We start from the raw sequence: 25137 nt of genomic DNA, 5'->3' as shown, positions 1-25137 counted from the left end.
ATCGCCGGGAGATAAAGATTTGGATAAAGTCGCTTTACTGTTTGACTATTTGAACGAAAGTTGAGCGCAGTCCCTATCTAGAATCTTTGATTTAGATGGGGGAGTGCGAAACAAAATAGCTTGTTAAGTGTCCAATAATACTATACAATAGTATCAGGTACGGCGGCAGTTTGTTAACTTGTTCGGCACGACCTATAGAACCTAGAAAACTTAAGATTAAGCGGTTCCAGTAGAGACTATTTGTTACAGTAACGCATCTACTGGGTAAAAATCTTAGTGCGTTTATAAGACTTTTAGTCTTAGCTCCTTAGCAGAAATGGCAAGGAGGGGTATAAAGGCAAAAGCATGCCCTCGAACGAAGTGAAGGGTTCCTGATACCCACCGAGAACAGCGGTTCCCAGTGGTAACAGCAGGGAAAGAATTCCTAACTAGATTACTTGTAATTAGTTAGGGTCTGTTCAACAAATAGCCCAGTGTGGCATAATCCCTTAATTTGATGGATGACGTTTGCATGGTACTGATGCTGACATTGAGATGCACCCCCCATCTGTCAGATTATGCTAAATCGAAGAGTAAAATTTCAGCCTCGGTTGTCGCCGCTATCACCACATCTGTTTCCTCACTCAAAGCTGCACCGTCTCCTGACTCTAAGGCTAACCCGTTCACCGTAACCATACCTCGCGCTACCTGTAGCCAACCATAGCGTTGAGGTGCCAGAGAATGAGTGATGCGATCGCGCTTTGTCAAGACGGCTGCATATACGTTTACATCTTGATGAATCGTCAGGGAGTTTTCTCTGCCATTACCTGAAGCAATTAAATGGAATTGTCCGGGATGCTTGGCGATGCCAAAGTTATGCTGTTCATAGCTAGGATTATGTCCATTTTTATCGGGTAAAATCCAAATTTGTAACAAGTGAACTGAGTCTGTCTTTGAATGATTAAATTCACTATGGCGGATACCTGTACCCGCACTCATCCGTTGTACATCACCAGGATAAATAACGGAACCATTCCCCATACTATCTTTATGTTCTAGCGCCCCATCTAAAACATAAGTAATAATTTCCATGTCCCGATGTCCGTGAGTACCAAATCCTGCGCCGGGGCTAACCCGATCCTGATTAATAACCCGCAGGCTACGAAATCCCATCGCGTTAGGATTGTAATAGTTGGCAAATGAAAAGGTGTAATAGGTGTCTAACCAACCGTGATTAGCATGTCCTCGTTCTTGAGATTTGCGAATGTTAATCATTTGTCTTTTCTCCTTTGTCCTGTTCAAGTTATAGCAGTAGACACATTGATTAGGACTTTCCTTTCCTGTTGTTCCAGACGTTGCCGGCAACGTCTCTACTTATAGCGCTAAAGCGCTTACTACGAACGGGGTTTAAGGGATGGCTTCAGCTAACCCCATACTAATTAACCTAAAGGCAATGTGTTGAACCTGTTCTACCGGAAACTTGAGATTTTGGGCAATGACATGAAGCGATACAGCGTCTTTACTATACTGCCAAATTTGCCATTCTAATGTATCTAGCCGATAGGAAGGATAACCCGCAATTGTGCTGAGTAAACCATGATTCGGATCAGGTAATTTAGCTGCCAAATTATCCCAATTGGGTAAAACCCGCAATCCCATTAAGGTGGCTTCTGTCGCCGGAATACTTAACCCAGTCATTTCTTGAGTAGGAATTAACGCCAGGGAATCAAATCGAAAAGAACCATCTTGCAGTTGAAAAAGCACAGACAATTGCTGCAATAGTTGAATTTGAAACAGTTGTTCTAAGTTTAAGCGAGTTAAAACACCTTGTTGTTTTAAACATACGCCTAATGGCTGATTCACAGGACAACACCATTGAACCAGTTTGGATAACACGCGATCGCTAACCAATTTACATTTCCCAATCAGGGAGATTAAACCTTGCCCATCTCGCCGATTCGCTGCCGCGACAATCTGACCTTGTTTTACCCATAAGTAGTAAGTTCCGGTGGCTGGCGCCAAAGCCCGAACTGTCAACAGTCCCGTTCTTTTGCCCTTTTCAAGTAACTGAAAAATCTCTGGTAATGATACGTCGCTTAAAGTACCGATAATGCCCATCATTGTAATCACTAAGGCATTTGCCCTATCAACTTGTTTCTTGCAGTTTGCCCTTAGTCCCCAAATAATACAACGCAAGATCACAAGTTAAGTTCACAACTTAACCACTGACTGGGTGATGTTGATGGCAAAGTTGGCTGGTTCAGGCAAAGCGTTCACCGTTTTTTCACGGTTTTAGTTTAGAATGAACAGTTTGAACAAATTCTGGCTCTTAACCGAATCTTAACCTGAATGTCACCAAAACATAAGCCTCCCAAGCGTCAACGGGGAGTTATTCTTTCCGTTCAAGGTTGGCAGCGCCTAAATGCCGCGCAGCGCAAGTTAGCCTTTCAAGATAATGGGGGAAAACCCTACACCCTGGAACAATTAAGCGAACGTACCCATTTAAGTCCAAACACCCTGATCAAGGTACGACGGCGGACAATACCTGTCGATCGCAAAACGTTGATGTCCTATTTCAGCGCCTTTACTCTGACGCTTAATCCTAACGATTATACCAAAGCAGACAGCAAATTATCTGATTATGAACAAGTTCCGCTCAAAAGTCCAGTACCTCTCAATTCTCCCTTTTATATCGAACGCCTACCCATTGAATCCCTTTGTCACGAAACCTTGGTGAAACCGGGTAATTCTATCCAAATTGTTGCCCCCAAGCAAATGGGTAAAACCTCGCTGATGACGCGAATCTTGCAGCAGGCTAGGGCGGAAGGCTTTTATACAATCCTTTTAAACCTGCAACTGGCAGAGTCTTCGATAGTCTGTGATTTAAATCGATTCCTGCAATGGTTTTGTGCGGTAGTGACACGGGGCTTGGATTTACCGCATCAAGTGCCAACCTATTGGGATGATATCTATGGCGGAAATGCGAACAGTACGTATTATTTTGAAACTTATCTCTTACCGAAACTAGGTAATCCTTTGGTTTTGGCATTAGACAATACTGATGTACTATGTAACTATCCAGAGATTGCCCGAGAATTTTTTAGTTTGCTGCAAACCTGGGGTGAAAAAGCTAGCTATGGGGATAAATGTAGCCAGATTTGGCAAAACCTGCGCCTCGTGATGGTGCATTCTACTGAAGTTTACGCCATGTCTGGGGTGAATTCCATTGAGTTTACAGCAGAATTATCGATTCAGTTACCTGAATTAACAGGGGAACAAGTCCAAGATTTAGTGATTCGCCATGGATTCAATTGGCAACCTCAACATGTCAAGCAATTATATCAGTTTTTAGGGGGTCATCCTTATCTGATTCAGCTAACTTTAAATGCGATTAAAACAGAAAATATTCCCATTGACCAATTCTTAGCAACCGTTACCGCAGAAGCAGACATTTATGGAGAGCATTTGCACCAGTTATTAGAGCATCTCCACCAGGATTCAGACCTCATGAGTGCCTTGATTCAAGTGGTCAATTCATCAACGCCTGTAGAATTCGAGCCAATTCTTACCCGTCGCTTGCAGAATCTGGGACTGGTGCAGGTAGATCAAGGCAAGGTGAGGCTGCGTTGCCAATTGTATTACCAATATTTTCGCGATCGCCTAAAACCCCTAAGCTTAAAGTTCCCCCCAGAAACTCGCCCAGCTAGCGTGGTGGTGATTGAGGGGGTCAACTTAACCGCTAACCTGCTGGCTCATCCACAACCGACGTTTAATCAACTCTACAAAGACCTGCAATTATTTGTCCAGCTTGCTCAAGAATTTGACGGGAAAATTCTCAAATCTATTGACCAGGGAATGCTAATTGTGTTTCCCAGTTCCCTACAGGCGGTTAACTTTGCCCAAGAGATTCAATTAACACTTCAATCCGCCGTTCAACGGGACTCAAATCCAGAACTCTGTTATCGGATTGGCATTCACTGGGAAGATGTTATTTTTTGTTACACGGGCGTTAGTGGACCCGGCGTCAAAATTGCCCATCATCTTACCGCAGAAGCCCCTCCTGGCGGGATTTGTATATCTCATAGTGTTTATGAGGCGATCGCCAACCATTTGCCCCAGCCACCGCAACCGATGGGACAGTGGCAATTTGAGGACAGTGAACAACCAATTGCCCTTTATCAACTCAAATAAGCATTTTGGTAGCGCCAAAACCCTTGATATACTCTAGGTTAGGCATTGCCCACCAGCCTTACTTCAGTGGCACTCATACTAAACTCAAGGAAGCGTTCTTTTCATTTTGAGAGGCACGTTTACCCTTGAGGATCATTTTTACACCCCCTTTAGGTGCCAATACAACACCTCGACGTTGGGGTTTTACGGGTCGATTTTCCGCTAATTCCAATTCGTAGGATGACACAATTTTGGCTAAAGCTAACTTTAGTTCAAACTGGGCTAACGCCTCACCCATACAACGTCGGGTTCCACTACCAAAGGGGATAAATTCAGAGGGGGAAAACTGGCGTTCTAGAAATCGTTCTGGCTTAAAGGTTTTCGGTTCTGGATAGAGATCCTCACGCTGATGGGTAAGATAAAAACAACCCATAAGTATTGTTCCTGTATCTAACTGATGTCCGAGTAACTCAATCGGTTCTTGTACTACTCTGGGGAAACTTAACATCGCAATGGAATGAATCCGTAGCGTTTCATTACACACAGCAGTCAAATAAGGGAGTCGGAAAATACTTAGAGGATCAGGTGTATCTCCTAAGCTATTCAACTCCTGAATTAGTTTTTCTCGAACTTCAGGGTAACGATGAATCCAATATAATCCCCAAGCCATTGCCAGTGCTGTTGTATCGTGACCCGCTAACAAAAATGTAAGCAATTCATCGCGCAATTCTTGATCAGTCATGCCTTGACCAGCTTCATCTTGAACCGATATGAGTAGAGAAAGGATATCCGTTCGATTTGGATCAGGGTTTTGACGACGTTCGCTAATTTCAGCATAAAGTAAATCATCCAGTTGCTTTCGCAAGTGTAAAAAGTATCCCCAAGGACTCCATACCCCCCAATCTTTTTGCAGGGATGAAAAAAATAGCAAACTGGCAGTTAAGGGAGAATTCAGGAAATTGAGTAAAGTCCGAGATTTTTGGATAATCTGTTCACAGCGTTCTCCGTCATAGAGTCCAAATATCACTTGTATAATCACCTGTATGGTGATCATTTGGGTAACATCAAGGGCTTTAAAGGGTTGATTCAGGGGAAGTTGATTGATTACTTTCTCTGTGAGTTGATCAATTAACGTTCCATAGACTTGCATGCGATCGCCATGAAATGAAGGCATCAAAAGTTTTCGCTCTCGTTTGTGGCTTTCCCCGTCTAATAGAAGTAGAGAGTATTGACCGACTAAAGGTTTTAATATTGTATTCAACTGACCGGGAGCCGTTAACTTCTTTCTATCATTGATTAAAATCTGCTGTAAGGCTTGGGGATGGTAGACAAAAATAAAGGAGCCTTCCGAGCCAATCTGAGCCGTGAACAGGTCAGGATGACGCTGGGCAGCACTCTCCATGTAACCTACCGGATCAAAAACCCATTGTAGCTTTTGCCAGAAACCAGGAGTTTTTAGCTCGTTAACGGATTTCATAATTAACGTACAGATTTTGAAAGATTATTTTAAACTATAACAGTTTTATGTGATTTAGAGAAACCTTTACCCTAAGAAGCGCTAAGGGCGGCAAGTCGATTATCGCCCCTAGTAACATAATTACTGTTGATTGAGTCAAACCGCTACGGATTTCCTCGTCTGGGGTTTCTGTTGAGTTGGTGATAGTCGCGATCGACGCACCGTACCAATTGTTTTTGGCAAAACTCCAACTAACTGAGCAATCACGTCATCAGAGAGTTCATCAATAAGCTGGGCGTCGAAATATTTATAGAGTAAACTTAATAAGATTTTGGCACGGTGTAGCGGCACATAAGTGGTCATGGCATGTTGGGTAAACAAGATCCAGCGCTGCCGTAATTGATACGCTTTCTGGCGTTCGTACCGTGATTCAGGATAGACTAACGAAAGCGTACCAATGGGAACGATTCGCGTACAATCCGCATCAAAAAGCCCACCAACGGCAGCACCAGAACCCGCCAGTTCTGCATGATGACGGTGGATTATGATTAATGCATTACCACGAGTACTATTCACCCTGAGGAGTTGTCCTGTCTGTAACTGACTCAGGATTTCAGTGGGTTGAATAATGGGTTTGCGGATTAGGGCTAGCTCTGTCATGACACCTCAAAAAAACCGGGCTATTATCTCCGATGATTACTAATAGATAGTTAATCGATAATATTTTGTTGAAATTGTGACGCCGTTAACAAGAGCAGAGATTAAATATACTTGATTTTGCACCCAAAGCGAAGAAATACAATTCAGATTCAGAATTAATGGGAAAAGAGGAGAACCAACTGATAGTAGTAAGCTGTTCGGCATTTAAACCTTAATATCAATAATGGCGAAATCGTTGGTGTGCGTTTAGCGAAGCCATGCCGCAGGCTTTGCATCTTGCTCTAATCCTCAATTTAAATGTATGACAGCTTATTGAGAATACAATGAAATTCTAAATAAAGCTAAGTTGGCTCAGTTGGGAATTTTTGGATATTGATCAAGATTATCATTCTGATTGATTTGAATGAGTATAACGACCTATTTATTATTTTAAGCCACACTTCACTAAAGAATTGGGAAATTTCTTAATTCTCATGTAAAGAGTTGATGAAGAAGGTAGGAGGGGGAGCAATGTTCCAGACGTGCCATGGCGCGTCTAGAAGCCGGGGGAGCCGGGGGAGCGGATTCTGATCAACAAATGACCAATGACCAATGACCAGCAGTGGGGAATAGGCAAGAGTTCGCAGTAAAGTGAAGAAAGACTCACATAGATACACCCTCGTTGATTAGGGAAATAACCGCATAAATAGTCATGGCACCAGAAAGAATCGTTCTCCTATCGAGCCGAGAAATCGAGAAAATGCGTCAAGCGGGACGTTTAGCCGCCAAGCTCCTGGATCACCTTGAACCCATGATTCAGCCAGGAGTCAGTACCTTGGAACTCAATGATGAAGCCGAGCGCTGGACTCAGGAACATGGAGCAAAAAGCGCTCCCCTCGGTTATCATGACTTTCCTAAGTCAATTTGTACCAGTATTAATGAAGTCGTCTGTCACGGTATCCCCAATGCTAAACAAATTCTGCAAGATGGGGACATTATCAATATTGATGTAACCCCGATTGTGGATGGATTTCATGGGGATACGTCTCGAACCTTCTTTGTCGGTACACCTTCACCCACCGCCAAAAAACTGGTTGAAGTCACCTACGAATGCATGATGCGGGGAATCGCTGCTGTGAAACCAGGAAACCGCATTGGTGATATTGGGGCGGCTATTCAGGAATACGCGGAAGCCAATGGTTTTTCTGTGGTGCGGGATTTTGTCGGACACGGAGTTAATCGAATCTTTCATACGGCTCCCCAGGTGCCTCACTATGGTACTCGCGGTAAAGGAAAGCGTCTGCGCTCCGGGATGGTGTTCACCATTGAACCTATGATTAATCAAGGGACGTGGGAAGTGGAAATTCTGGCGGATAAATGGACAGCCGTGACCAAGGATCGTCAGCTTTCGGCTCAGTTTGAGCATACTATAGCAGTTACGTCAGATGGGGTAGAGATTCTAACGTTACCCGAACCGATAACAACGATGAAATCGGCGTGATGCATTGGGATGGGGGATAATTTCCTACTCCCTAATCACCAATTGCCTCTTCCTTAATTACCAGATGAGGGAGGTCAATTTAAGCTCAAACATCTTCAATCGCTTGATTTGACCCCTCCCTAACCCTCCCCTTGACAAGGGGAGGGTACTCGAAGTTCGCTGCAACAAAACCTGTCCTTCGTCAAAAGAAAGCGGATTCGATATAGTCTTGTAAAATAAGCTCATATCCTTCAAGAATGAACGGTTCACCGAATTGAGGGGCTGAAGTCGGCAATACATTCCTAGTATTAACAGGGCGTGAGTTTTTACAGATACGGTGGTAGCGAACAAGGGCGACATCAAACCGACAAGGAAGATCACTTAAATCGGGATTTCCTGCTAAAAATAGTTCGGCTGTTCGCCAAATTTTGGCTTGCTTAGAGGATGTAATCGCCAATTGACCATCGGCATCCCAATTCCCTCGACTGCGAGTTTTCACCTCGACAAAGGCTAAGATAGGTGACTCCGCGTTTGCTGGCAAGGGGGTAGGGGGATGAATTTGGGGGTTTATATCCAGATTGGAGACGGGATTTTCCTTTACCTCTCCATCCCGATAGGCAATCAGGTCGATTTCTCCCCAGCGACAGTGCCATCGGTGATGTAAAATAGTCCAACCTTGGGCTTGTAACCAGGTGGCAACGAGCTGTTCTCCTAGTTGTCCTTTTGCATTTGTCATTTGTTTATGTCATACTCGAACAGCGAGAAGCAAGCTACGTCATTCGTCATACCAAGTTGCAGTCTAAGGTAGAATCTGTCATGCTTCACGCTGCGCCCCTACGGATTCTGGGGGTAAGGTTAATTCATCCAATTCGGTGTTTGTGGCGATTGGAATCAGAAAAAATGTACCATTGCTTCCCCTGCTTCCCCTGCTCCACTCACAACCACAACTTATTCCGCAAGCCCTAACTATATGGGGGCAAATTGATGGATGTCTAGGATATTAGTTTGACGCATTTTCTGTAACTCTTGCAAGCGTTTATAGGCTTCCCGAATTCCTTGAGAATAGTATTCCTTACGTTTTGGGTCAGTAGAGACATTTAGCTTTTGCCATTGTTCTATACAATATCGCTTGTGTTTGTTCCAGGTCACGACTTCTAAACAAGCAGCGGCGGTGCGAATGGCTAAGGGAGTGCGCGTGAGATCTTGACTACGCTTTTCATTTAAGTGGAATAAATGTTCCACCAGAACCATTTCCTCTGGAAACTGGATACTGCGGTCTTGTAATAGGGAAATTAGCTTTTCCGGCTGCTGTAATAGGATGGATTGCGCCACAGATTGCACGTCTAAGATTTGCTGCCACAAAAATCGGTGAGGAGAAAGACTAAACAACAAATCCTTTGCATCTAAGATGTCGATAATCGTTTGGCGATATTCGGGACGATGCAGATAAATTCGTAAGAGTAAGGCTTCCGCTTCTTCGAGTAGACTGTGTTCTTGGCTAAGGGATAAGTCAATCGAGACAGGTAAGTTTTGCTGCTTCAGATTAGACTTGTCATCTTTCTTGATTGGAGTCTGGCGTAATTTCTTCAGTTGAGTCTGGAAATTTTGGATGAGTCGAGGTATCAGGTGAGTTTGCCCCTGACTCAGCTTTTCTGCACAATAATCAATGTAATAGGTTTGTTGATTAACGTCCTCTAATTTGTACAGCAATTTGACGATTTTCTGAGCAACTTGTTTAAATTGGTGGGCTTGCTTGAGATCTTTTCCGATTATGAGTTGATCAATCTGCCAATGTAACCATAAGGGCGCGTTTTGGAGTAGCTGTTGGTATTGTTCTGTCCCATCGGGGGTATGGGTGAGGAATTCGTCGGCGTCTTTACCCTCAGGGAGGTTAAGTATCCGCAGTTGTACTTGTCCTTTGTAGGCTAAGTCGGCAATTTCTCCGATCGCGCGTTCGGCGGCTGTGGTTCCGGCTTTGTCGGCGTCAAAGTTGAGGATGATTTGGTTGGATTCGGTGTAACGCAGCAGCAGGCGCATTTGCTCCAGACTTAAGGCTGTACCCAAGGAGGCGACGACGTTGTGAATCCCTACCCGATGCAGCGCGATCGCATCAAAATAGCCTTCGACGACAACGGCTTGATCCTGATCCCCAATGGCGTTATCGGCTTTATCTAAGGCAAATAAGGTTTTCCCTTTATTAAATAGCGGCGTTTCCGGGGAATTGAGATATTTGGGAAGTTCATCCCCTAATGCTCTCCCGCCAAACCCAATCACTCGCCCTTGACGATCATGAATCGGAATCATGATCCGATCGCGAAACCGATCATAATAGCCGTCTCCTGATTTGCGTGGCAAAATTAATCCCGCATCTTTTACCAGTTGTACGGGTTTGCCTTTTTGTTCGACTAGATAACGGTACAGGGTTTCCCACGTCGCTGGCGCATACCCTAACTGAAACTGTTGCAGGGTTTCTTCACCTAGATGTCGCTGAGATTGTAAATACTCCAGCGCCTGCTGTCCTTGGGGTTGTCGGAGTGCGTGCTGATAAAATGAGGCGGCGAGTGCCAAAATCTCATACAGTTGCTCCTGTAAGGATAGCTGACGCTGTAACTCCTGACGTTGTTCAGGTTCCAGGGTTTTCACTCGGATTTGATAGCGCCGAGCTAAATCGAGAACCACCTCACTGAAGGACTGTTTTCCCGCTTCCATGAGGAATTTAATCGCAGTTCCACCCGTACCGCAGCCGAAGCAGTAGTACATTTGTTTGTTGGGACTGACGGTAAAACTGGGTGTCTTTTCGCCATGGAAGGGACACAAGCCCACATACTCTTTACCCCGCTTTCGCAGCACAACTTGCTCCGAGACGACATCAACAATGTCTACTCGTTCTTTGACTTGGGCGATGGTGTCTGGGTGCAGTCGAGGAATTTGCACAGCGTTGTTCCTGAGAAACTGGTAATGGGCAAGTACATATCAAGGTTCTGGGCGACAGCAGGGATAGGGTAGCTTCCGTGAGCCGTTTTTCCAGAACCCAATAGATCTATTGTAATTATGTGATATCCCACACCCAAGGATCAATGATGAATTCAGCACAGACAATTATTCTCTCGCCATTGGAATTGAGGGTGATTGAGGAAATGAATAAAGTGCGAACTCAGCCCAGGTCTTATCTAACGCTTTTAAACAACTGGAAACAGCGGTTTTCTGGTAACCAGGTCAAACTTTCTCAACAAGTGTTTTTACGTACCGTTGAAGGTGTCAATGCGGTGGATGAGGCGATTAATTTTCTCCAATCCACTCGCCCCTTATCGCCGTTCAAACTATCTCTAGGGATGTCACAAGCAGCGAGGGATCATGTTCGTGATCAAGGAGAAACAGGAAACATCGGGCATATTGGTCGCGATCGCAGCACTCCTTTTATCCGCCTGAATCGGTATGGGAATTGGCAGATAACGGCGGGTGAAAACATTACTTACGGCGTGGCACGAGCGGATGAAATTATCATGCAATTAATTATCGATGATGGCGTTCGCGATCGCGGTCATCGAAACAATATCTTTAATTCAGCCTTTCAAGTTGCAGGTGTAGCCTTTGGCTATCATATCCAGTATCAAAATATGTGTGTCATTACTTATGCTGGGGGGTACAAGACAGCCGCAGGCAGAAGGAAGTTTTCCCAAGGGCGGGTTTAGTCACGTTATTGGTTTGTAGCAAAATGTTATCGGTAAAACCCGCCCCTACACCTTTACCCCCTGCACTCCTGTACGAATCATCGGCAACATGGGAAGATAATCTCTGATAGCTGATATGCCGTGTTCTAGGAGTGTAACCCTTGGTAACTATTCGCTGTCGGGAGATGACATTCCCGAATATAGAAGCGATCATTTTTGATAAAGATGGGACCTTAGAAGACTCACAAGCCTTTTTGCGAGAATTGGCGCAGAAGCGATCGCGCTTGATTGATGCTCAAATTCCTGGTGTGGGTGAACCCTTGCTGATGGCGTTTGGGATTCAAGATGATACCCTTGATCCGACGGGATTGATGGCGGTGGGTAGCCGTCGAGAAAGTGAAATCGCCGCCGCCGCTTATATTGCCGAAACGGGGCGCGGTTGGTTAGAATCTCTGGAAATTGCCCGTAATGCCTTTGCCGAAGCAGAGCGATATCTCAAGGATGCAGCGGGAACTTCACCGTTATTTGCCGGGAGTTTAGATGTCCTCAAATCCTTGTCTGAAGCGGGTTTAAAATTGGGAATTCTGTCGGCGGCTTCCACAGCAGGAGTGCAGGCTTTTGTCAAACGTCACCAGTTAGAACCTTATATTCAATTACAACAAGGGGTTGATACAGATCTGAATAAACCTGATCCAGCGTTATTTCTGCAAGCCTGTGAACGTTTAGGCGTTTCTGCGAGTGCAACCCTGATGGTGGGAGATTCAGCCGGAGACATGGCGATGGCGAGTCGTGCGGGTGCGGCGGGTTGTATTGGAATTAGCTGGGGAAACTCGATTCATTTCCCAGATGCAGATGTTGCGATCGCACAATTGGATGAAATCCAGGTGTTATAAATGATTAAAGATGGGGGAATCAAGGCGAGTTTAGTCACATTTAGGTGGAAAAGAAAGGATAATAATCAAACCCGCCCCTACATTACCTATTCCCTGTTCCCTGTTTAAATAGGTAAACGAAAAATAAAGGGTTTGGAAACCCGCGAAGGCGGGTTTTGTTTGTTTAGTTGCGGTTTCAACCGCCCTGTTGAAAATGATACCTACACCGATCAGGGCGGGTTTAGTAACATCTGGGTGAAGGAAGAAAGGAATAGTCAAACCCGCCCCTACATTGCCTCTCCTAGGTTCCCTGGGAACTGATAACTGGTAACTGATAACTGATAACTGTTCCTTAAATAGGCAAACGCTCAATATCTCGATTGGAACCAATTACCACCATAACAAACCCTTTAAATAGACGAGTTGTAGGAACGGGATTAATCTCAAACTGATCATCTTGACCAACTGCCAACAAGTTTAAGCCATAGCGATTCCGCAATTGCAGTTCCATCACGGTTTTGCCATTAAACTCTTCAGGAACTGATATCTCGACAATGCTGTGATTCGGGTCTAACTCAAAGCGATCCAAAATAGAAGGCTGAGTCAGCGATCGCGCCAAGGCACAACCCGCTTCATATTCCGGATAAACCACCCGATCCGCACCTACCCGTTCTAACAATTTACCATGAACTTCTGAAGACGCTTTAGCCACCACGTATTTGACACCAGCTTCCTTAATATTCAGCGTGGTAATAATACTTTCCTGTAAATAGTTGCCAATCGCAATAATCACCGTATCAAACTCAAAAATTCCCGCCTCTTTCAAAGCTTTGGGATCGGTGGAATCGAGTTGAATCGCATGGGCGGCGATTTGGTCGGTCAAGACTTGGCTAACCAGTTTTTCATTAATATCCGTTCCTAAGACTTCGTGTCCCATATGGTGTAGGGATGAGCAAACGCCTCGACCAAAACGCCCTAAACCAATGACAGCAAATTGCTTACTTTCGCGATGCAGGTTCCGCCAGAACCCTACAGATGACCAACTCACACCCTTGTCCTTTCCTCAATGAAATATTATTGATCATAACCCTATACCCGTTAGAGTAGCATTATCCTACGAGTAGATTTTCTTCCGGATAGCGAACGTGGCTAGGACGCGGATCGCCCAAGAGGGTTCCCATAAATGCTAGAATTCCCACCCGTCCGATAAACATCGTTGCCACTAAAATAAGTTTTCCCAACGCCGAGAGACCGGCGGTGATACCCGTTGAAAGTCCCACTGTAGCGAAAGCCGATACCACTTCAAAGAGAAGTTGAATAAACGGAACCAGGGGATCGGTAATCGCGATTAAAATGGTCGAAATAATTACAGTGGTGACCGAACCAACCAGAACCGCCGTGGCTTTTAAAATTAGGTTGAGCGGCACCTGACGTCTGTACAGATAAACTTCCTCTTTTCCTTGTAAAATCGCCTTCGTACAACTCGCCAACACCCGAAAGGTTGTCGTTTTCATACCGCCCCCGGTACCGCCTGGACTTGCACCGATAAACATGAAGGCAATCGTCATAAATAAACCGGCTGCTGTCATTTTACCGATATCAATGGTGTTAAACCCTGCTGTTCTTGTTGTAACCGACTGAAACCAGGCGTTTAAGAGTTTATCCCGGAAACTCAAATTCCCTAAAATATTTGGGTTATTGACTTCGACAAAGAAGAAGGCAATTGTACCTAAGATTAACAGGAATAGTGTTGTACTGGTTACCACTTTAAAATTCAGCGAAAATGTGAGTTTTTCGTGTTTATACCGAAAGCGATCGCGTAACCAGAGATACAGTTCAAAAATCACCGGTTGACCAATTCCACCAAAGACAATCAGTCCCGAAACAATCACAAGTAATAAAACAGATGACTGATAGCCCATTAAACTATCGGAAAACAAACTAAATCCAGCATTATTCCAGGCGCTAATACTGTGAAAAAGAGATAACCACAATCCTTGATTCCAGCCTTGCTCTGGAACAAATACGAGTAACAGCAGGAAAAACCCAGTTAATTCAAAAATCAATGCTGTGGCAATAATTGAGCGAATAACCAACGAACTTTTTTCTAAACCTGGGCGATCAAACGCTTGTTGAATGGCTAGTTTATGGCGCAAGTTAAACTTCCGACGCACTAAGAGTAACATAAAGGTAGTGATTGTCATATAGCCTAATCCCCCAAGCTGGAATAAGGCAAGGACAAAAAACTGACCGACACCGGAAAAATAACTGCCCGTATCGACGACAGCTAAACCCGTGACACAGACAGCAGAGGTGGCGGTAAATAAGGCGGTAATTGGATCAGTCCATGTTCCATCATGAGCAGAGAACGGTAGAATTAACAGAAATGTGCCTACAGTAATCATGGCTAAGAATCCGAGGCAAATCGTGCGCGGGATAGTCATAAGTCGTCATTTGTTTATGTCATTCGTTTATGTCATTCGTCATTTGGGCGGGGCGGGTTTTGCAGCCAAGCTAGGCATAACATTTAATATTAGTCCCTAAACCCGCCCCTACACAAAGGGCTGGTTTTGCCGCCAAGCTAGGCATAACATTTAATATTAGTCCAATTAGCAACTAAACGCCACTGACGATAAAGGTTAGCCAGTTCCCAGCTTATTCTCGCCGCCAGTTTTTGTTGTTGTTCTGGGGTGAGGATATCCAGAATTTCATTAGCAATGGAAACAAGAACTAAAGTTCGGGTGGGGAGGAGGCTGGCTAGGTCTTGAATCTCTACCCGTGAGGATTGGGAAACCTGCGTAGGCAGGTTTTGTTTGTGTAGCTGCGGTTTCAACCGCCCAGTCGCTGAATATCCTTACAGCCTGAATATCCTTACAGCCGGGAAATAAATTTCCGGCTAAAAGCTAAAACCCGTTAAAACGGGTTCAATGTCTTGCGGTTTCAACCGCCCAGTCGCTGAATATCCTTACAGCCTGAATATCCTTACAGCCGGGAAATAAATTTCCGGCTAAAAGCTAAAACCTGTTAAAACGGGTTCAATGTCTTTAATGTAGCCAGCAAAGGCGTATTTTAGATTTTGTTTCCTTGGGTCTATAATCTAGGCAAATTAATGCGGCAGGTGGTGTCGTAATTTGGATGACTAACGATTAACTTTTATCATTACTTACCATGTCCCCATTACCATTCCTTTCTGAATCTATTGCTAAACTCCGCGCCTTGACTCAGGTGAATGTGCAGACTAATTGGAAATTGTGGTCTGAAGACCTACCTCTGGAGGAAATAAGTAACCACATTTTTGCCAACGGGTCAAGTAGCGAACTCAATGATAAAGACTATATTATCTGGTCAGCCGGACGCCAAGTAATGTGGTTGGGTCAACAATTTATCATTCCCCAAGATTTACAAGGCTATCCCTTAGCCGGATTAACCTTGCGACTAGCCCTAACCTGGTGGGCGGAAGATGCCAAAATTTTTGTTAATGGTAAGTTAGTCCAACAAGGAGACTTATTTGATTCTTCAGCTAGAGTCCTCCTCAGTTCAGCCATTAGTCCTGGGGAAATTATTACTGTCATGGTACGGTTAGTTAGTCCAGGTCATGATATTGGCGGGTTAATGCGGTCTTGCTGTATTTATGAATCAATAAACTCGATTGATCCGGGATTTGTGGCGGATGAATTAACCGTATTGCAGAACTATTTAACCGCCTTTGCACCGGAACAATTAGGAACGCTGGCGGTGGCTGTATCTAATCTTAACTGGCAGAGGGTATCTGATGCCGATCAGTTTACGCGATCGCTAACCCAATTGCGCCAAACTCTACTATCCAAACATATAACCCCTAACGCTACATTCCACCTACTTGGTCATGCCCATTTAGATATGGCTTGGTTATGGTCAACTCAGGAAACTTGGGATGTTGCCGTGCGAACCTTTGAATCCGTTCTCAGTTTACAGCAAGATTTTCCTAATTTAACCTATTGTCATACGACACCAGCCCTCTATGACTGGATCGAACATAATCGTCCCGACTTATTTAGCCGAATTAAACAACAAATCATCGCCGGAAAATGGGAAACAGTTGGCGGGATGTGGGTAGAACCAGAACTAAACTTAATTGACGGTGAATCCATTGTCCGGCAAATACTTTATGGTCAGCATTATACCAAAGAAAAATTCGGGCAAATTAGTCAAATTGCCTGGGTTACAGATAGTTTTGGCTTTACGTGGCAATTACCTCAACTCTTAAAACAAGGAGGAATCAACTATTTTGTCACCCAAAAACTGCATTGGAATGACACCACAGAATTCCCCTATCACCTCTTTTGGTGGCAATCACCGGATGGAACTCGAATTCTCAGTTTAATGTCGCCGCCTAATATTACTGGAGTCATGGACACGAATCCAATTACCATGACCAATTATGGGATTAAGTGGCAAACCCAAACCAAAATAAAGGATGTATTCTGGTTACCCGGTGTAGGCGATCATGGTGGTGGTCCCACTCGCGATATGTTAGAAGTCGCCCAGCGTTGGCAACAATCTCCCTTCTTCCCCAATTTAGAATTTACCACCGCATTGAAGTATTTGCAGAATCTTGAGAATCAGTTAGAAGATAGGGAAGATAGTAGAGACGTGCCACGGCGCGTCTCCGGGGGCGGGTTTAGTCAAATCAGGGAAACAAACAACGATAATAGTCAAACCCGCCCCGACAAATTACCCATTCCTAATCCGATTTGGAATAATGAACTCTATCTAGAACTCCATCGCGGTTGTTATACCACCCACGCTGATCAAAAACACTGGAATCGTCGCTGTGAAGGATTACTGTATCAAGCCGAACTCTTGGCCTCTCTCGCCACCCTAATCACCAACAAAAACTATCCTCAATCTCAACTAGAAACCGCTTGGAAAAACGTTCTGTTTAATCAATTCCACGACATCTTACCCGGAACCTCAATTCCCGAAGTCTTCATTGAAGCCAACCAAACATGGCAAAAAACCGAGACAATAACCCAAACCATTATCGCCGAATCCCTAAACGCGATCGCGTCCCAAATCACCCTCCCTTCACCCCCTCACCCCAACGCCCAACCCCTAATCATTTTCAACCCCCTCAACTGGCAACGTTCAGAACTCATTACTATCTCCCTCTGCGTTCCTCTGCGAGAACCTCTGCGAACCTCTGCGTTTCAAAAACAACCATCTGATGCACCCAAAATCACCAACAATCAAACCTGGCAAATTTACGATAGTAACGGCGAAAAAATCCCCAGCCAAACCTTAATCAGGGCGGGTTTTGAACAAGAGTTATCATCAATAGCGAAACAAGAATCCCTAAACCCGCCCCGACAAACCGGATTCTATACAAGCAAAGCGAAGAATCAAACCCATCTGCTATTTCAGGCAAAAGATATCCCCGCGATCGGCTATAAAATAGTCTGGCTTTGTCCCACAGACACTCCCCCAGAAAACGATAACCCCAATCCCCCATCCGATAACGAATTTATCCTCGAAAATGAATATCTGCGAGTTATCGTCGATCCCAATACTGGCGACTTAAGCAGCATCTTTGATAAACCAAACCAGCGAGAAATATTAAGCGGTGCAGGGAATCAACTGCAAGCCTTTGAAGACAAAGGTCAATATTGGGACGCCTGGAATATTGACCCCAATTACCATCAACATCCCTTACCGCCAACCCAACTGAAATCGATTCAATGGCTAGAACAAGGAAATCTGCGATCGCGTCTGCAAGTCATTCGCCAATTAGGACAATCCCAGTTTTGCCAAGACTACATCCTGACATCAGATTCACCCCTACTTAAAATAGCCACAACCGTAGATTGGCAGGAACGCCAGGTATTAGTCAAAGCCGCATTCCCCTTAAACCTAGAAGCCGACTATGCTACCTATGAGATTCCCTGCGGCGCAATCCAACGCCCCACCAAACCCCAAACCCCCGCCGAACAAGCCAAATGGGAAGTTCCAGCCTTACGTTGGGCGGATTTGGGGGATGAAACTTACGGCGTGAGTCTACTCAATGATTGTAAATACGGCTATGACGCCCAACCCTCTCAACTGCGATTAACCCTACTCAAAAGTCCAATGTGGCCCCATCCCGATGCCGATCGCGGAATTCACCACTTCACCTACGCCCTCTATCCTCATGCGGGAACTTGGCAAGCCGCGAAAACCGTTCAGCGAGGATATGAGTTAAATTTCCCCCTGCAAGTCATCCGGCTAGAAGATACGGCGAATCAGAGTGTTAAATCGAATGGCACTGACTTAAGCTGGGTTCGTAGTAGGCACTTTAGTGCCAGAAGCGCTAAAGCGCTTACTACAAACTCTAAAGTCAGTGGAATTTATGTTAAATTATTGCCCCCCAGGGGTTCCTTGCTAGAGTTATCGGCAGAAAATTTAGTGGTGATTGCTCTCAAGCGATCGCAAGATAATCCCCACCGTTGGATTTTGCGGTGTTATGAATCTCAGGGAGAGGAAGCGGAATTTTCATTCAATAGTGATTTAGGGTTGGCGATAGAGGGTTCTGTTGATTTGTTAGAACGTCCTGTGGATCAATCTCCAGAATCCCCGACGCTGCAAGCCTTGAAGATAGCGCCTTGGCAGATTCGGAGTTACGCGATCGTTCAAATTTAATATGGGAGGTTGGTGAGACTAATTAACCAAGGTCAGCCCGACCATCACATGCCGCATATTTAAATTTAGAAACGACATCGGCATGATTAGTCTGAGTTTTCCGTTCCCACTCTCCTTAGGGAAAGTTGACCTGCAAGCTTTGACGCTAGAATACCTAGTAGCCATAATTGTTGCTCTTCATAGGCTAGATGTTCCCATCCTTCAGGAGTTTTATTCGTTTTGTATCCGCTGTTATGCTTTCTTATCTGCTCAATGGGTAAAATACAAAAAATATGGTTGTCTGGGCAAAAACCTGTAGTGTCAAGTTGGGCTGCTAGAGGATTTTCCGATCCACGATTAACTGCACGACCAACTAAAATCTTGGGTAGGTCAAACAAGTCAGCAAACTCTGTTGCTGTTCTGTAAAGAAAGTCAGAAGTATACTTGATCCAACGCTCATTTTCATTCACTTGTGTTGGATCAGCCCAGAGTCTTTTTTTATCCCGCCATTTCATTTGCCAATAGAGTTTACACTTATCCTCCGATGAGCATTTCTTAATTGGCTTGTAACCTTTCTTAAGAGTGACAGTGCTGTTCAAGATAGATTTTTCGCTGGTTGATATCTTCAGGAATATCAGACATTCCCGCCAGACGAGATGTGGCGGCTAAGAGGAGACTACCTGAACCTGCGGCTGGATCAAAGATAACTCGTTCTTCTGGTCTTAACCGTTCTAAGGGAAGCAATTCCAACATGCGCTCCGCGATCGCAACTGGAGTATAATGTCGCTGTAAATCACTCCAGGCTGTACCTCCAAGCTCTCGCGGTAATTCCTTGATGGCTCGCTCATACAACAATCCCACATCTTTGTGATCAACCAAACCAAAGCTGACTCGGCTTCCCAGGTTAACTGCCAGATGTTGCAATACCCGATCATTCAAGTGGGGGATGGATTCCTCCAACGCTTTCTTGAAAAAACCATTTGCACGCGGTACGGTGCGGTTGAGCAAGCTTCGAGGGTCATTGGTTGGGATAGAGTCGGAACCAAAGAATCCCTTGTCTTCTAAGATACGGGCAGCCAGAAATGCGATCGCGACTCGAATCCCATGACCAGCAGCTATCTTGGTACGAGAGGATCGATCGCTTTGTGACTGTTTTCGCTGAGTGGGAAGACCAATCTCTTCAATTATTCCTTGAATTCGTTCTTCTAACTTACCGGATGGCTCGTAATACTGAAGCAGATACTTCTCCTCCGAAACGAGTAACCCTGCACGGAGGGGCAAATCACGCAGCCATCTCCGCCACTGTTCCATACTTTGCTGTGGAACAACTTGAACCATAAATGCCAGATTAGTCGCACTAGGGCGGAGTCCATAATCTGTCCATAAGGCGTCAATTGCCACAGGTTTGTATGCTTGTGACGCTGGCGGAATACGCACGTTGTAGTGGGGTTCCATGTTCCACACTCGACGCGCTGTATCGACTACGTATTCAAGTCCCACTGAGCCAGCCATGCCAGAATCTATTTCAATCCTATGCCAAATTTCTCAAAAAGTACGTGCGATCGCGGCTTAATTCGCCCATCCACCAACCAGAAAGGCTATCAGCAAGCCTTGGATGATTTGGCGATCGCCTCCCTTCTCTCTCGCCTGCAAACCCTCTGTGACAGTGAGTTTGATGCAGTCGGGATGAATGTAAGCCAGTCGGAACTCGAAAGCCTCGCCGCGATCCTGATCCGCGAGTTAACCGCGACTCTCAATGGCAAAATTGTATCCGGCTACCTTAAAACTAGGGGTTACGGCGGCGGCGACTTACCCATCAGCTTCAGTCACAAGCGCTTCTCAGCCGTTGAACTTCCCACCAATTTCCCTCACGTCAAGCCACCGAGATTCCTCTATGGGGACAAGCTGCAATGGATTCGCGATCGCGCAGACAGCCTCAACCCGAAACTCCCCCATCCGCCAACATCTCCAGACTGGGGAACTGCGATCGGCAGATTCTACGGCTTTGCGTCTCATCACTGTGGTTGGACATGGTGTTATCTGATTTGGCTGGACAAATGTTCCCCCAGTTCCCGGTGGACGGTGGCTGATACGGCTTGGGAAGATGACCTGGAACCTTGGGATACATGGACACGCCTGGGTCAATTGAGCGGGGTTCGATGCCCCCGAAATTGACGTTTACCATTCTGAGAAAAGCGTGGTAGAATCTAGTTATGATTCTAAACTACACCTACCGTATCAAACCTGATGACCAGCAAACCCAACTCCTCGATGAGTGGTTGGAAACGCTGCGGGTGTCCTATAACTATGCGTTACGGGAACTCAAAGATTGGATTGCTTCTCGCAAGTGTCCAATAGACCGATGTAGTTTGGAGTCAGAGTACATCATGAGTGCTGACTACCCATTTCCTAGTTATCACCAACAACAAAACAATCTACCGCTAGCCAAGAAAGAATTTCCTCGGCTCAAATCTGTTTCCGCCCAAGTTTTGCAGACTAACATTAGAAGGTTACATGACGCTTGGGACTTTTTCAGGCAGAGGGGATATGGTTTCCCTCGCTTCAAGAAAGTAGGACAAATGAAGTCGATGTTATTCCCACAGTTCAAAACCAACCCGATTACAGGTTGGCATATTCAACTTCCCAAATTAGGGAAAGTCGAAATCAACCTGCATCGACCTATCCCTGACGGATTTGTAGTCAAACAAGTGCGGGTGGTCAAAAAGGCGATGGGATGGTTTGCAGTTATCGCTCTGTACTCAGATATTGAGGTTCCCGCTCCTTCCCCTCATGGTCACGCCATTGGAGTTGATATAGGGTTATTGTCTTACCTGGCTACCAGTGATAGCTACTCTGAGCCAGGACACAAATTCTTCAAAACCGAACAAAGTCGGCTGAAAGTGCTACAACGTCGGTTAGCGAAGAAACGGAAGCGTTCCAAGAACTACGAAAAGGCTAGAAAAAAGGTAGAGAAGCAGCATAATCATATCGCACTCAAGCGGAAGGATTATCAATATAAACTTGCCCATAAGCTTTGCGACATGGCGGATACTATCTTTGTCGAAGACATTGATTTCCGTATTATGGCGAAGGGCTTTTTGGGTAAACATACAATTGATGCAGGGTTTGGACAGTTTCGCTCTATCCTAAAGTTTGTTGGCAAGAAGCGAGGAGTATTTGTTGGAGAAGTAGACCATAAAGGAACTTCTCAAACTTGCCCAAATTGCCGAATCGAAGTGAGAAAAGAACTCCCCCAGCGAGTTCATTTTTGCCCTGAATGCCACTATGAAGTGGACAGAGATATCGCTTCGGCTCAAGAAATCTGTAATCGTGGACTAGAAACGTATCCAGGGACTCTGGAAAAGCAAGAAATTGGCTCTCAAGTCGAGGTGTCGGGGGCGATGTGCCTAGATAACTGGCGTAGGGGAGCAATGCCTTATCGTGAGGTAAGGAAGCCCGCACCATAATCTTTGATTTGGTGCGGGAGGATGTCACTCAGCGTTCTCCCTCGGAAGTGTTTATTACCCAGTATGTGCCGATGGAGTTATTTGGGTTCACCTCTGGCGATCAAACCTTAGTGTTTAATCTTCAGGGAGGAACCGTGATTGGCGATTTACCTGCTTATGAAGCCTTTAGCCTCGGCGGTGGGAGTTCGGTACGCGGCTATCAGAGTGGGGAAGTGGGTGCAGGTCGGTCTTACCTGCAAGCCACGGCGGAATATCGGTTTCCGGTGTTTACTTGGTTGGGGGGTCGCATATTTGCGGATTATGCCACAGATTTAGGTTCAGGGGATACCGTTACCGGGGAACCGGGAGAGGTGCGGGATAAGCCAGGGAGTGGATTGGGTTATGGGGTTGGGGTGAGAGTGCGATCGCCCTTTGGTCCAGTACAGGTTGATTTTGGCTTAAATGATCAGGGGGATTCTCAGGTGCATTTGGGCGTAGGAGAACGGTTTTGAACCCAAAGGTTTGAGGAGAGGGCGACCCGATCAAATTAAATGGACTGGTGGTGTTAATTAGGCTAAGCGGGTCGCCCCTACAGGGATCTGACAGGCGATCGCTCTTTTTTGAACGATATAATTTTTGTTAAAATCCTTCAAACTCTGAATAACTGAGGTACAATAGGTCGTTCTCCCCGTTGAAACTTATGCCAAGTTTCGCGTAAGAATGTCGGTGCTGGATGATGGGAATCATACACCACGATCGCGTTCGTGAGCATTCGTTTAGGATTCACTAAAATCCTCCCCCTGTTGTATAATGAGCTAGATGCACCACCATCTAAATTCATCGCCTCACTACACCCAATTGCCCGCATTACCTTCGCTTCTCGCCATAGTGGTAACGGTGCTAAAAACGTGACCAAGACTAATTTTTTGCCACTGGCTGGAAACCCGATCGCACAGCGATGTGCCACACCCATAACACGCGGATCAGTAAATCCTTCACTACGCGGCGCTAACCAAACTTTTCCCTTTCTCAGCAGTCTTGGACCCCCAGTCAGCGAAAACCAATGTTGACTCCAGTCTGGTTTTCCATCCACTCGCGCTGTCACTAATTCGGGTTGGTTTCCTAGCCGCAATCCCAGCGTTGTACCATAATTTTCCCAGGGACTGTATTTAAGAAATGTTCCGGCGGATACTATATTTCCCATCAGCCGTTTTGGGTCTTTTTTGCTAAAAAATGTGCCACTAGCGACAACAGCAGCGTGATAGCGACGAACCATATTACCAAACGATTCCTCACCAATCGTCCCTTGATGATTTCCCAGAGTGGAATTATTGGCTAAACCAATGGCGATAAACGTATCGGGGTTGGTCAAATCAATATGGGTTTGATAGAGGGGAACTCCCAGAATCGTACTGCGGCGAAGACTGACAGACTCGGCGGCGACTGGGGAAACGAGTCCCAACCCTTGGGCTAAAGCCGCACCACCCAGGACTAGAAATGAACGTCGAGTGAATTTTCGCTGAGGACTGGATAAAGGTTGACGTGACATCGGTACAATTTCAATAGGACTAGCAGTTATAAACGCCAACTGGATTGGCTAGGTTTATGACGAGGTGGATTGCAACCTGGTAATTGATGATTCGTGATTGGAGAATGCTGATTACGGAAGAGGGAAGGTTTGTGTAGTCTGAGAACAAGTTTTTCTCTTCCTCTAGCAACCTGATGAATTGGTTTGCTTCGCTGACAATAAATACTGGATTATAACGATTTAATCCGGACAATTGTTCTTCAGTATCGGGGTTAGAGGTAGCGATGAGTAAAGCGGTTTCCCTGGACGAGTTGTGGGAGTCAACGCCACCCAGCGAGTCGGTTTTTCAACCGGAACAATTGGTGGGGATTCCTGAGGCGGTACAACGCTATCTGAACCATGCGATCGCGCCAGGAACACCATTAGCCTCTGCGGTGCGACTGCGGATGCATGGTGAAATTAAACTGCGGGGTTGGCTTCCTTTCACCGCAGAACAAGTTATCTCGTGGCGTCGAGGTTTTATTTGGCGGGCGGCGGTACGGATGAATGGCTTACCGATTTGGGGGTCAGATCGGCTTGTGGATGGTGTTGGGGCGATGCGGTGGAAGCTGTTAGGGCTGTTTCCAGTGGTAACGGCTTCGGGTGAGGATATGACGCGATCGGCTGTCGGGCGAATGTTAGCAGAACTTATCTGGTTACCCTCTGTACTGTGCCAAAGTGATGTGTCGTGGACAACACCGGATGCAGTTCATGCCCATGCTAGTTTAACCCTATTTGGCGAGAGTACAGAACTCATCCTCACGGTTGATAATCAAGGGCGGTTGGAGAGTGTTAAGCTGAGGCGCTGGAACAATCCTGAAGGCGCTGAGTTTCATTATGCAGATTTTGGCGGCTTGGTGGAGGAAGAAGGGACGTTTGGCGGCTATACTATCCCGACTCGCTTGTTGGTTGGATGGCATTTTGGTAGCGAAAGTTTTGAGTCGGAAGGGGCATTTTTTCGAGTGACTATTGATCAAGCAATTTATCGTTAAATCACTTGTAGGGGTGACCCGCTTGCACGAATTAGAAACTCCAGTCCTCTCAATTTGAACGTTTAATCATTTGTAGGGGCGACCCGCTTGCACGAATTAAAAATTCTATTCCTCTCAATTTGAACGGGTCGCCCTTTTCTCATGAGTAGCGAACAAAATGCTTGCACTACAAAGATTTCGCTATTATTGACATTAAGGTTTAAATTCTGAAGTGCTTATATGATAACCTTTC

General features: G+C 45.5%; 21 protein-coding genes. 9 read left to right on the top strand and 12 right to left on the bottom strand.

The genetic code is table 11. The features are described from left to right. Positions 1 to 555: 555 nt before the first annotated feature. Entirely contained in the window at positions 556 to 1254 is a 699-nt protein-coding gene (locus tag ACLFWI_RS06215; protein WP_446412207.1) for a pirin family protein, read from the bottom strand. A 132-nt stretch (positions 1255 to 1386) separates the two neighbouring features. Beyond that, entirely contained in the window at positions 1387 to 2181 is a 795-nt protein-coding gene (locus ACLFWI_RS06210; RefSeq protein ID WP_446412206.1) for a DUF4388 domain-containing protein, read from the bottom strand. 147 nt (positions 2182 to 2328) lie between these two features. Here ACLFWI_RS06210 and ACLFWI_RS06205 point away from each other — a divergent pair, with 147 nt between their 5' ends. Continuing rightward, positions 2329 to 4170 (top strand): AAA-like domain-containing protein, encoded by a 1842-nt coding sequence (locus ACLFWI_RS06205; RefSeq protein WP_446412205.1) that lies wholly within the window; start codon positions 2329 to 2331, stop codon positions 4168 to 4170. 73 nt (positions 4171 to 4243) lie between these two features. Here the strand turns inward: ACLFWI_RS06205 and ACLFWI_RS06200 are convergent, their stop codons facing one another. Together ACLFWI_RS06200 and ACLFWI_RS06195 are read right to left on the bottom strand one after the other, a co-directional pair. Continuing rightward, positions 4244 to 5626, bottom strand: coding sequence for a cytochrome P450 (locus ACLFWI_RS06200; RefSeq protein WP_446412204.1), 1383 nt, complete (start codon positions 5624 to 5626; stop codon positions 4244 to 4246). Positions 5627 to 5761: 135 nt separating this feature from the next. Continuing rightward, positions 5762 to 6265 carry a hypothetical protein gene (locus tag ACLFWI_RS06195; protein ID WP_446408981.1) on the bottom strand — a complete coding sequence of 168 codons (504 nt, stop codon included), beginning with the start codon at positions 6263 to 6265 and terminating at the stop codon, positions 5762 to 5764. A gap of 691 nt (positions 6266 to 6956) precedes the next feature. Between ACLFWI_RS06195 and map the strand changes: the two genes are divergently transcribed. Beyond that, on the top strand, positions 6957 to 7745 hold the full coding sequence (gene map / locus ACLFWI_RS06190; protein ID WP_446408980.1) for a type I methionyl aminopeptidase: 789 nt from the start codon (positions 6957 to 6959) through the stop codon (positions 7743 to 7745). 181 nt (positions 7746 to 7926) lie between these two features. On the opposite strand, the gene ACLFWI_RS06185 is transcribed toward map, so the two are convergent. Both ACLFWI_RS06185 and dnaG read right to left on the bottom strand, forming a co-directional pair. Continuing rightward, positions 7927 to 8460, bottom strand: a complete 534-nt coding sequence (locus ACLFWI_RS06185; protein ID WP_446412203.1) for a YraN family protein — start codon at positions 8458 to 8460, stop codon at positions 7927 to 7929. A gap of 230 nt (positions 8461 to 8690) precedes the next feature. After that, positions 8691 to 10658, bottom strand: coding sequence for a DNA primase (gene dnaG / locus ACLFWI_RS06180; RefSeq protein WP_446412202.1), 1968 nt, complete (start codon positions 10656 to 10658; stop codon positions 8691 to 8693). A gap of 143 nt (positions 10659 to 10801) precedes the next feature. Between dnaG and ACLFWI_RS06175 the strand changes: the two genes are divergently transcribed. Together ACLFWI_RS06175 and ACLFWI_RS06170 are read left to right on the top strand one after the other, a co-directional pair. Further along, a complete protein-coding gene (locus ACLFWI_RS06175) occupies positions 10802 to 11416 on the top strand; it encodes a CAP domain-containing protein (RefSeq protein ID WP_446412201.1) in 615 nt (204 codons plus the stop codon). Between the two features lie 140 nt (positions 11417 to 11556). Then, positions 11557 to 12288, top strand: a complete 732-nt coding sequence (locus ACLFWI_RS06170; RefSeq protein WP_446412200.1) for an HAD family hydrolase — start codon at positions 11557 to 11559, stop codon at positions 12286 to 12288. Between the two features lie 331 nt (positions 12289 to 12619). Here the strand turns inward: ACLFWI_RS06170 and ACLFWI_RS06165 are convergent, their stop codons facing one another. The 3 genes from ACLFWI_RS06165 to ACLFWI_RS06155 all read right to left on the bottom strand — a co-directional run bounded on the left by ACLFWI_RS06165 (position 12620) and on the right by ACLFWI_RS06155 (position 15100). Next, complete coding sequence (locus tag ACLFWI_RS06165) at positions 12620 to 13315, bottom strand: potassium channel family protein (protein WP_446408900.1); 696 nt, start codon at positions 13313 to 13315, stop codon at positions 12620 to 12622. A 61-nt stretch (positions 13316 to 13376) separates the two neighbouring features. Continuing rightward, positions 13377 to 14711, bottom strand: a complete 1335-nt coding sequence (locus tag ACLFWI_RS06160) for a TrkH family potassium uptake protein (protein ID WP_446412199.1) — start codon at positions 14709 to 14711, stop codon at positions 13377 to 13379. Between the two features lie 137 nt (positions 14712 to 14848). After that, the gene (locus ACLFWI_RS06155; RefSeq protein ID WP_446412198.1) at positions 14849 to 15100 is read right to left on the bottom strand and encodes a hypothetical protein; all 252 of its coding nucleotides are present in this window, start codon (positions 15098 to 15100) and stop codon (positions 14849 to 14851) included. Between the two features lie 335 nt (positions 15101 to 15435). On the opposite strand from ACLFWI_RS06155, the gene ACLFWI_RS06150 reads away from it, so the two are divergent. Next, the gene (locus ACLFWI_RS06150) at positions 15436 to 18921 is read left to right on the top strand and encodes an alpha-mannosidase (RefSeq protein WP_446412197.1); all 3486 of its coding nucleotides are present in this window, start codon (positions 15436 to 15438) and stop codon (positions 18919 to 18921) included. A gap of 86 nt (positions 18922 to 19007) precedes the next feature. On the opposite strand, the gene ACLFWI_RS06145 is transcribed toward ACLFWI_RS06150, so the two are convergent. Beyond that, positions 19008 to 19415: a hypothetical protein gene (locus ACLFWI_RS06145; RefSeq protein ID WP_446412196.1), complete on the bottom strand. Its 408-nt coding sequence runs from the start codon at positions 19413 to 19415 to the stop codon at positions 19008 to 19010. Positions 19416 to 19476: 61 nt separating this feature from the next. Further along, the gene (locus ACLFWI_RS06140) at positions 19477 to 20412 is read right to left on the bottom strand and encodes an N-6 DNA methylase (RefSeq protein WP_446412195.1); all 936 of its coding nucleotides are present in this window, start codon (positions 20410 to 20412) and stop codon (positions 19477 to 19479) included. A gap of 21 nt (positions 20413 to 20433) precedes the next feature. On the opposite strand from ACLFWI_RS06140, the gene ACLFWI_RS06135 reads away from it, so the two are divergent. The 3 genes from ACLFWI_RS06135 to ACLFWI_RS06125 are packed head-to-tail and all read left to right on the top strand — an operon-like array spanning position 20434 to position 22858. Further along, positions 20434 to 21075 (top strand): hypothetical protein, encoded by a 642-nt coding sequence (locus tag ACLFWI_RS06135; RefSeq protein WP_446412194.1) that lies wholly within the window; start codon positions 20434 to 20436, stop codon positions 21073 to 21075. A 38-nt stretch (positions 21076 to 21113) separates the two neighbouring features. Further along, the gene (locus ACLFWI_RS06130) at positions 21114 to 22367 is read left to right on the top strand and encodes an RNA-guided endonuclease InsQ/TnpB family protein (RefSeq protein ID WP_446412193.1); all 1254 of its coding nucleotides are present in this window, start codon (positions 21114 to 21116) and stop codon (positions 22365 to 22367) included. 11 nt (positions 22368 to 22378) lie between these two features. Further along, complete coding sequence (locus ACLFWI_RS06125; protein ID WP_446412192.1) at positions 22379 to 22858, top strand: BamA/TamA family outer membrane protein; 480 nt, start codon at positions 22379 to 22381, stop codon at positions 22856 to 22858. Between the two features lie 137 nt (positions 22859 to 22995). Here ACLFWI_RS06125 and ACLFWI_RS06120 read toward each other — a convergent pair whose 3' ends face one another. Beyond that, positions 22996 to 23895, bottom strand: a complete 900-nt coding sequence (locus tag ACLFWI_RS06120; protein ID WP_446412191.1) for a phosphodiester glycosidase family protein — start codon at positions 23893 to 23895, stop codon at positions 22996 to 22998. 263 nt (positions 23896 to 24158) lie between these two features. Between ACLFWI_RS06120 and ACLFWI_RS06115 the strand changes: the two genes are divergently transcribed. Next, positions 24159 to 24905, top strand: a complete 747-nt coding sequence (locus ACLFWI_RS06115; RefSeq protein ID WP_446412190.1) for a DUF6920 family protein — start codon at positions 24159 to 24161, stop codon at positions 24903 to 24905. Positions 24906 to 25137: the final 232 nt, after the last annotated feature.

It is taken from the genome of Coleofasciculus sp. (assembly GCF_046539235.1).
In the GTDB taxonomy this organism is placed as follows: domain Bacteria; phylum Cyanobacteriota; class Cyanobacteriia; order Cyanobacteriales; family Coleofasciculaceae; genus Coleofasciculus.
Note: the sequence above shows the minus strand (reverse complement) of the source record. Positions and strands in the feature narration are given on the sequence as shown.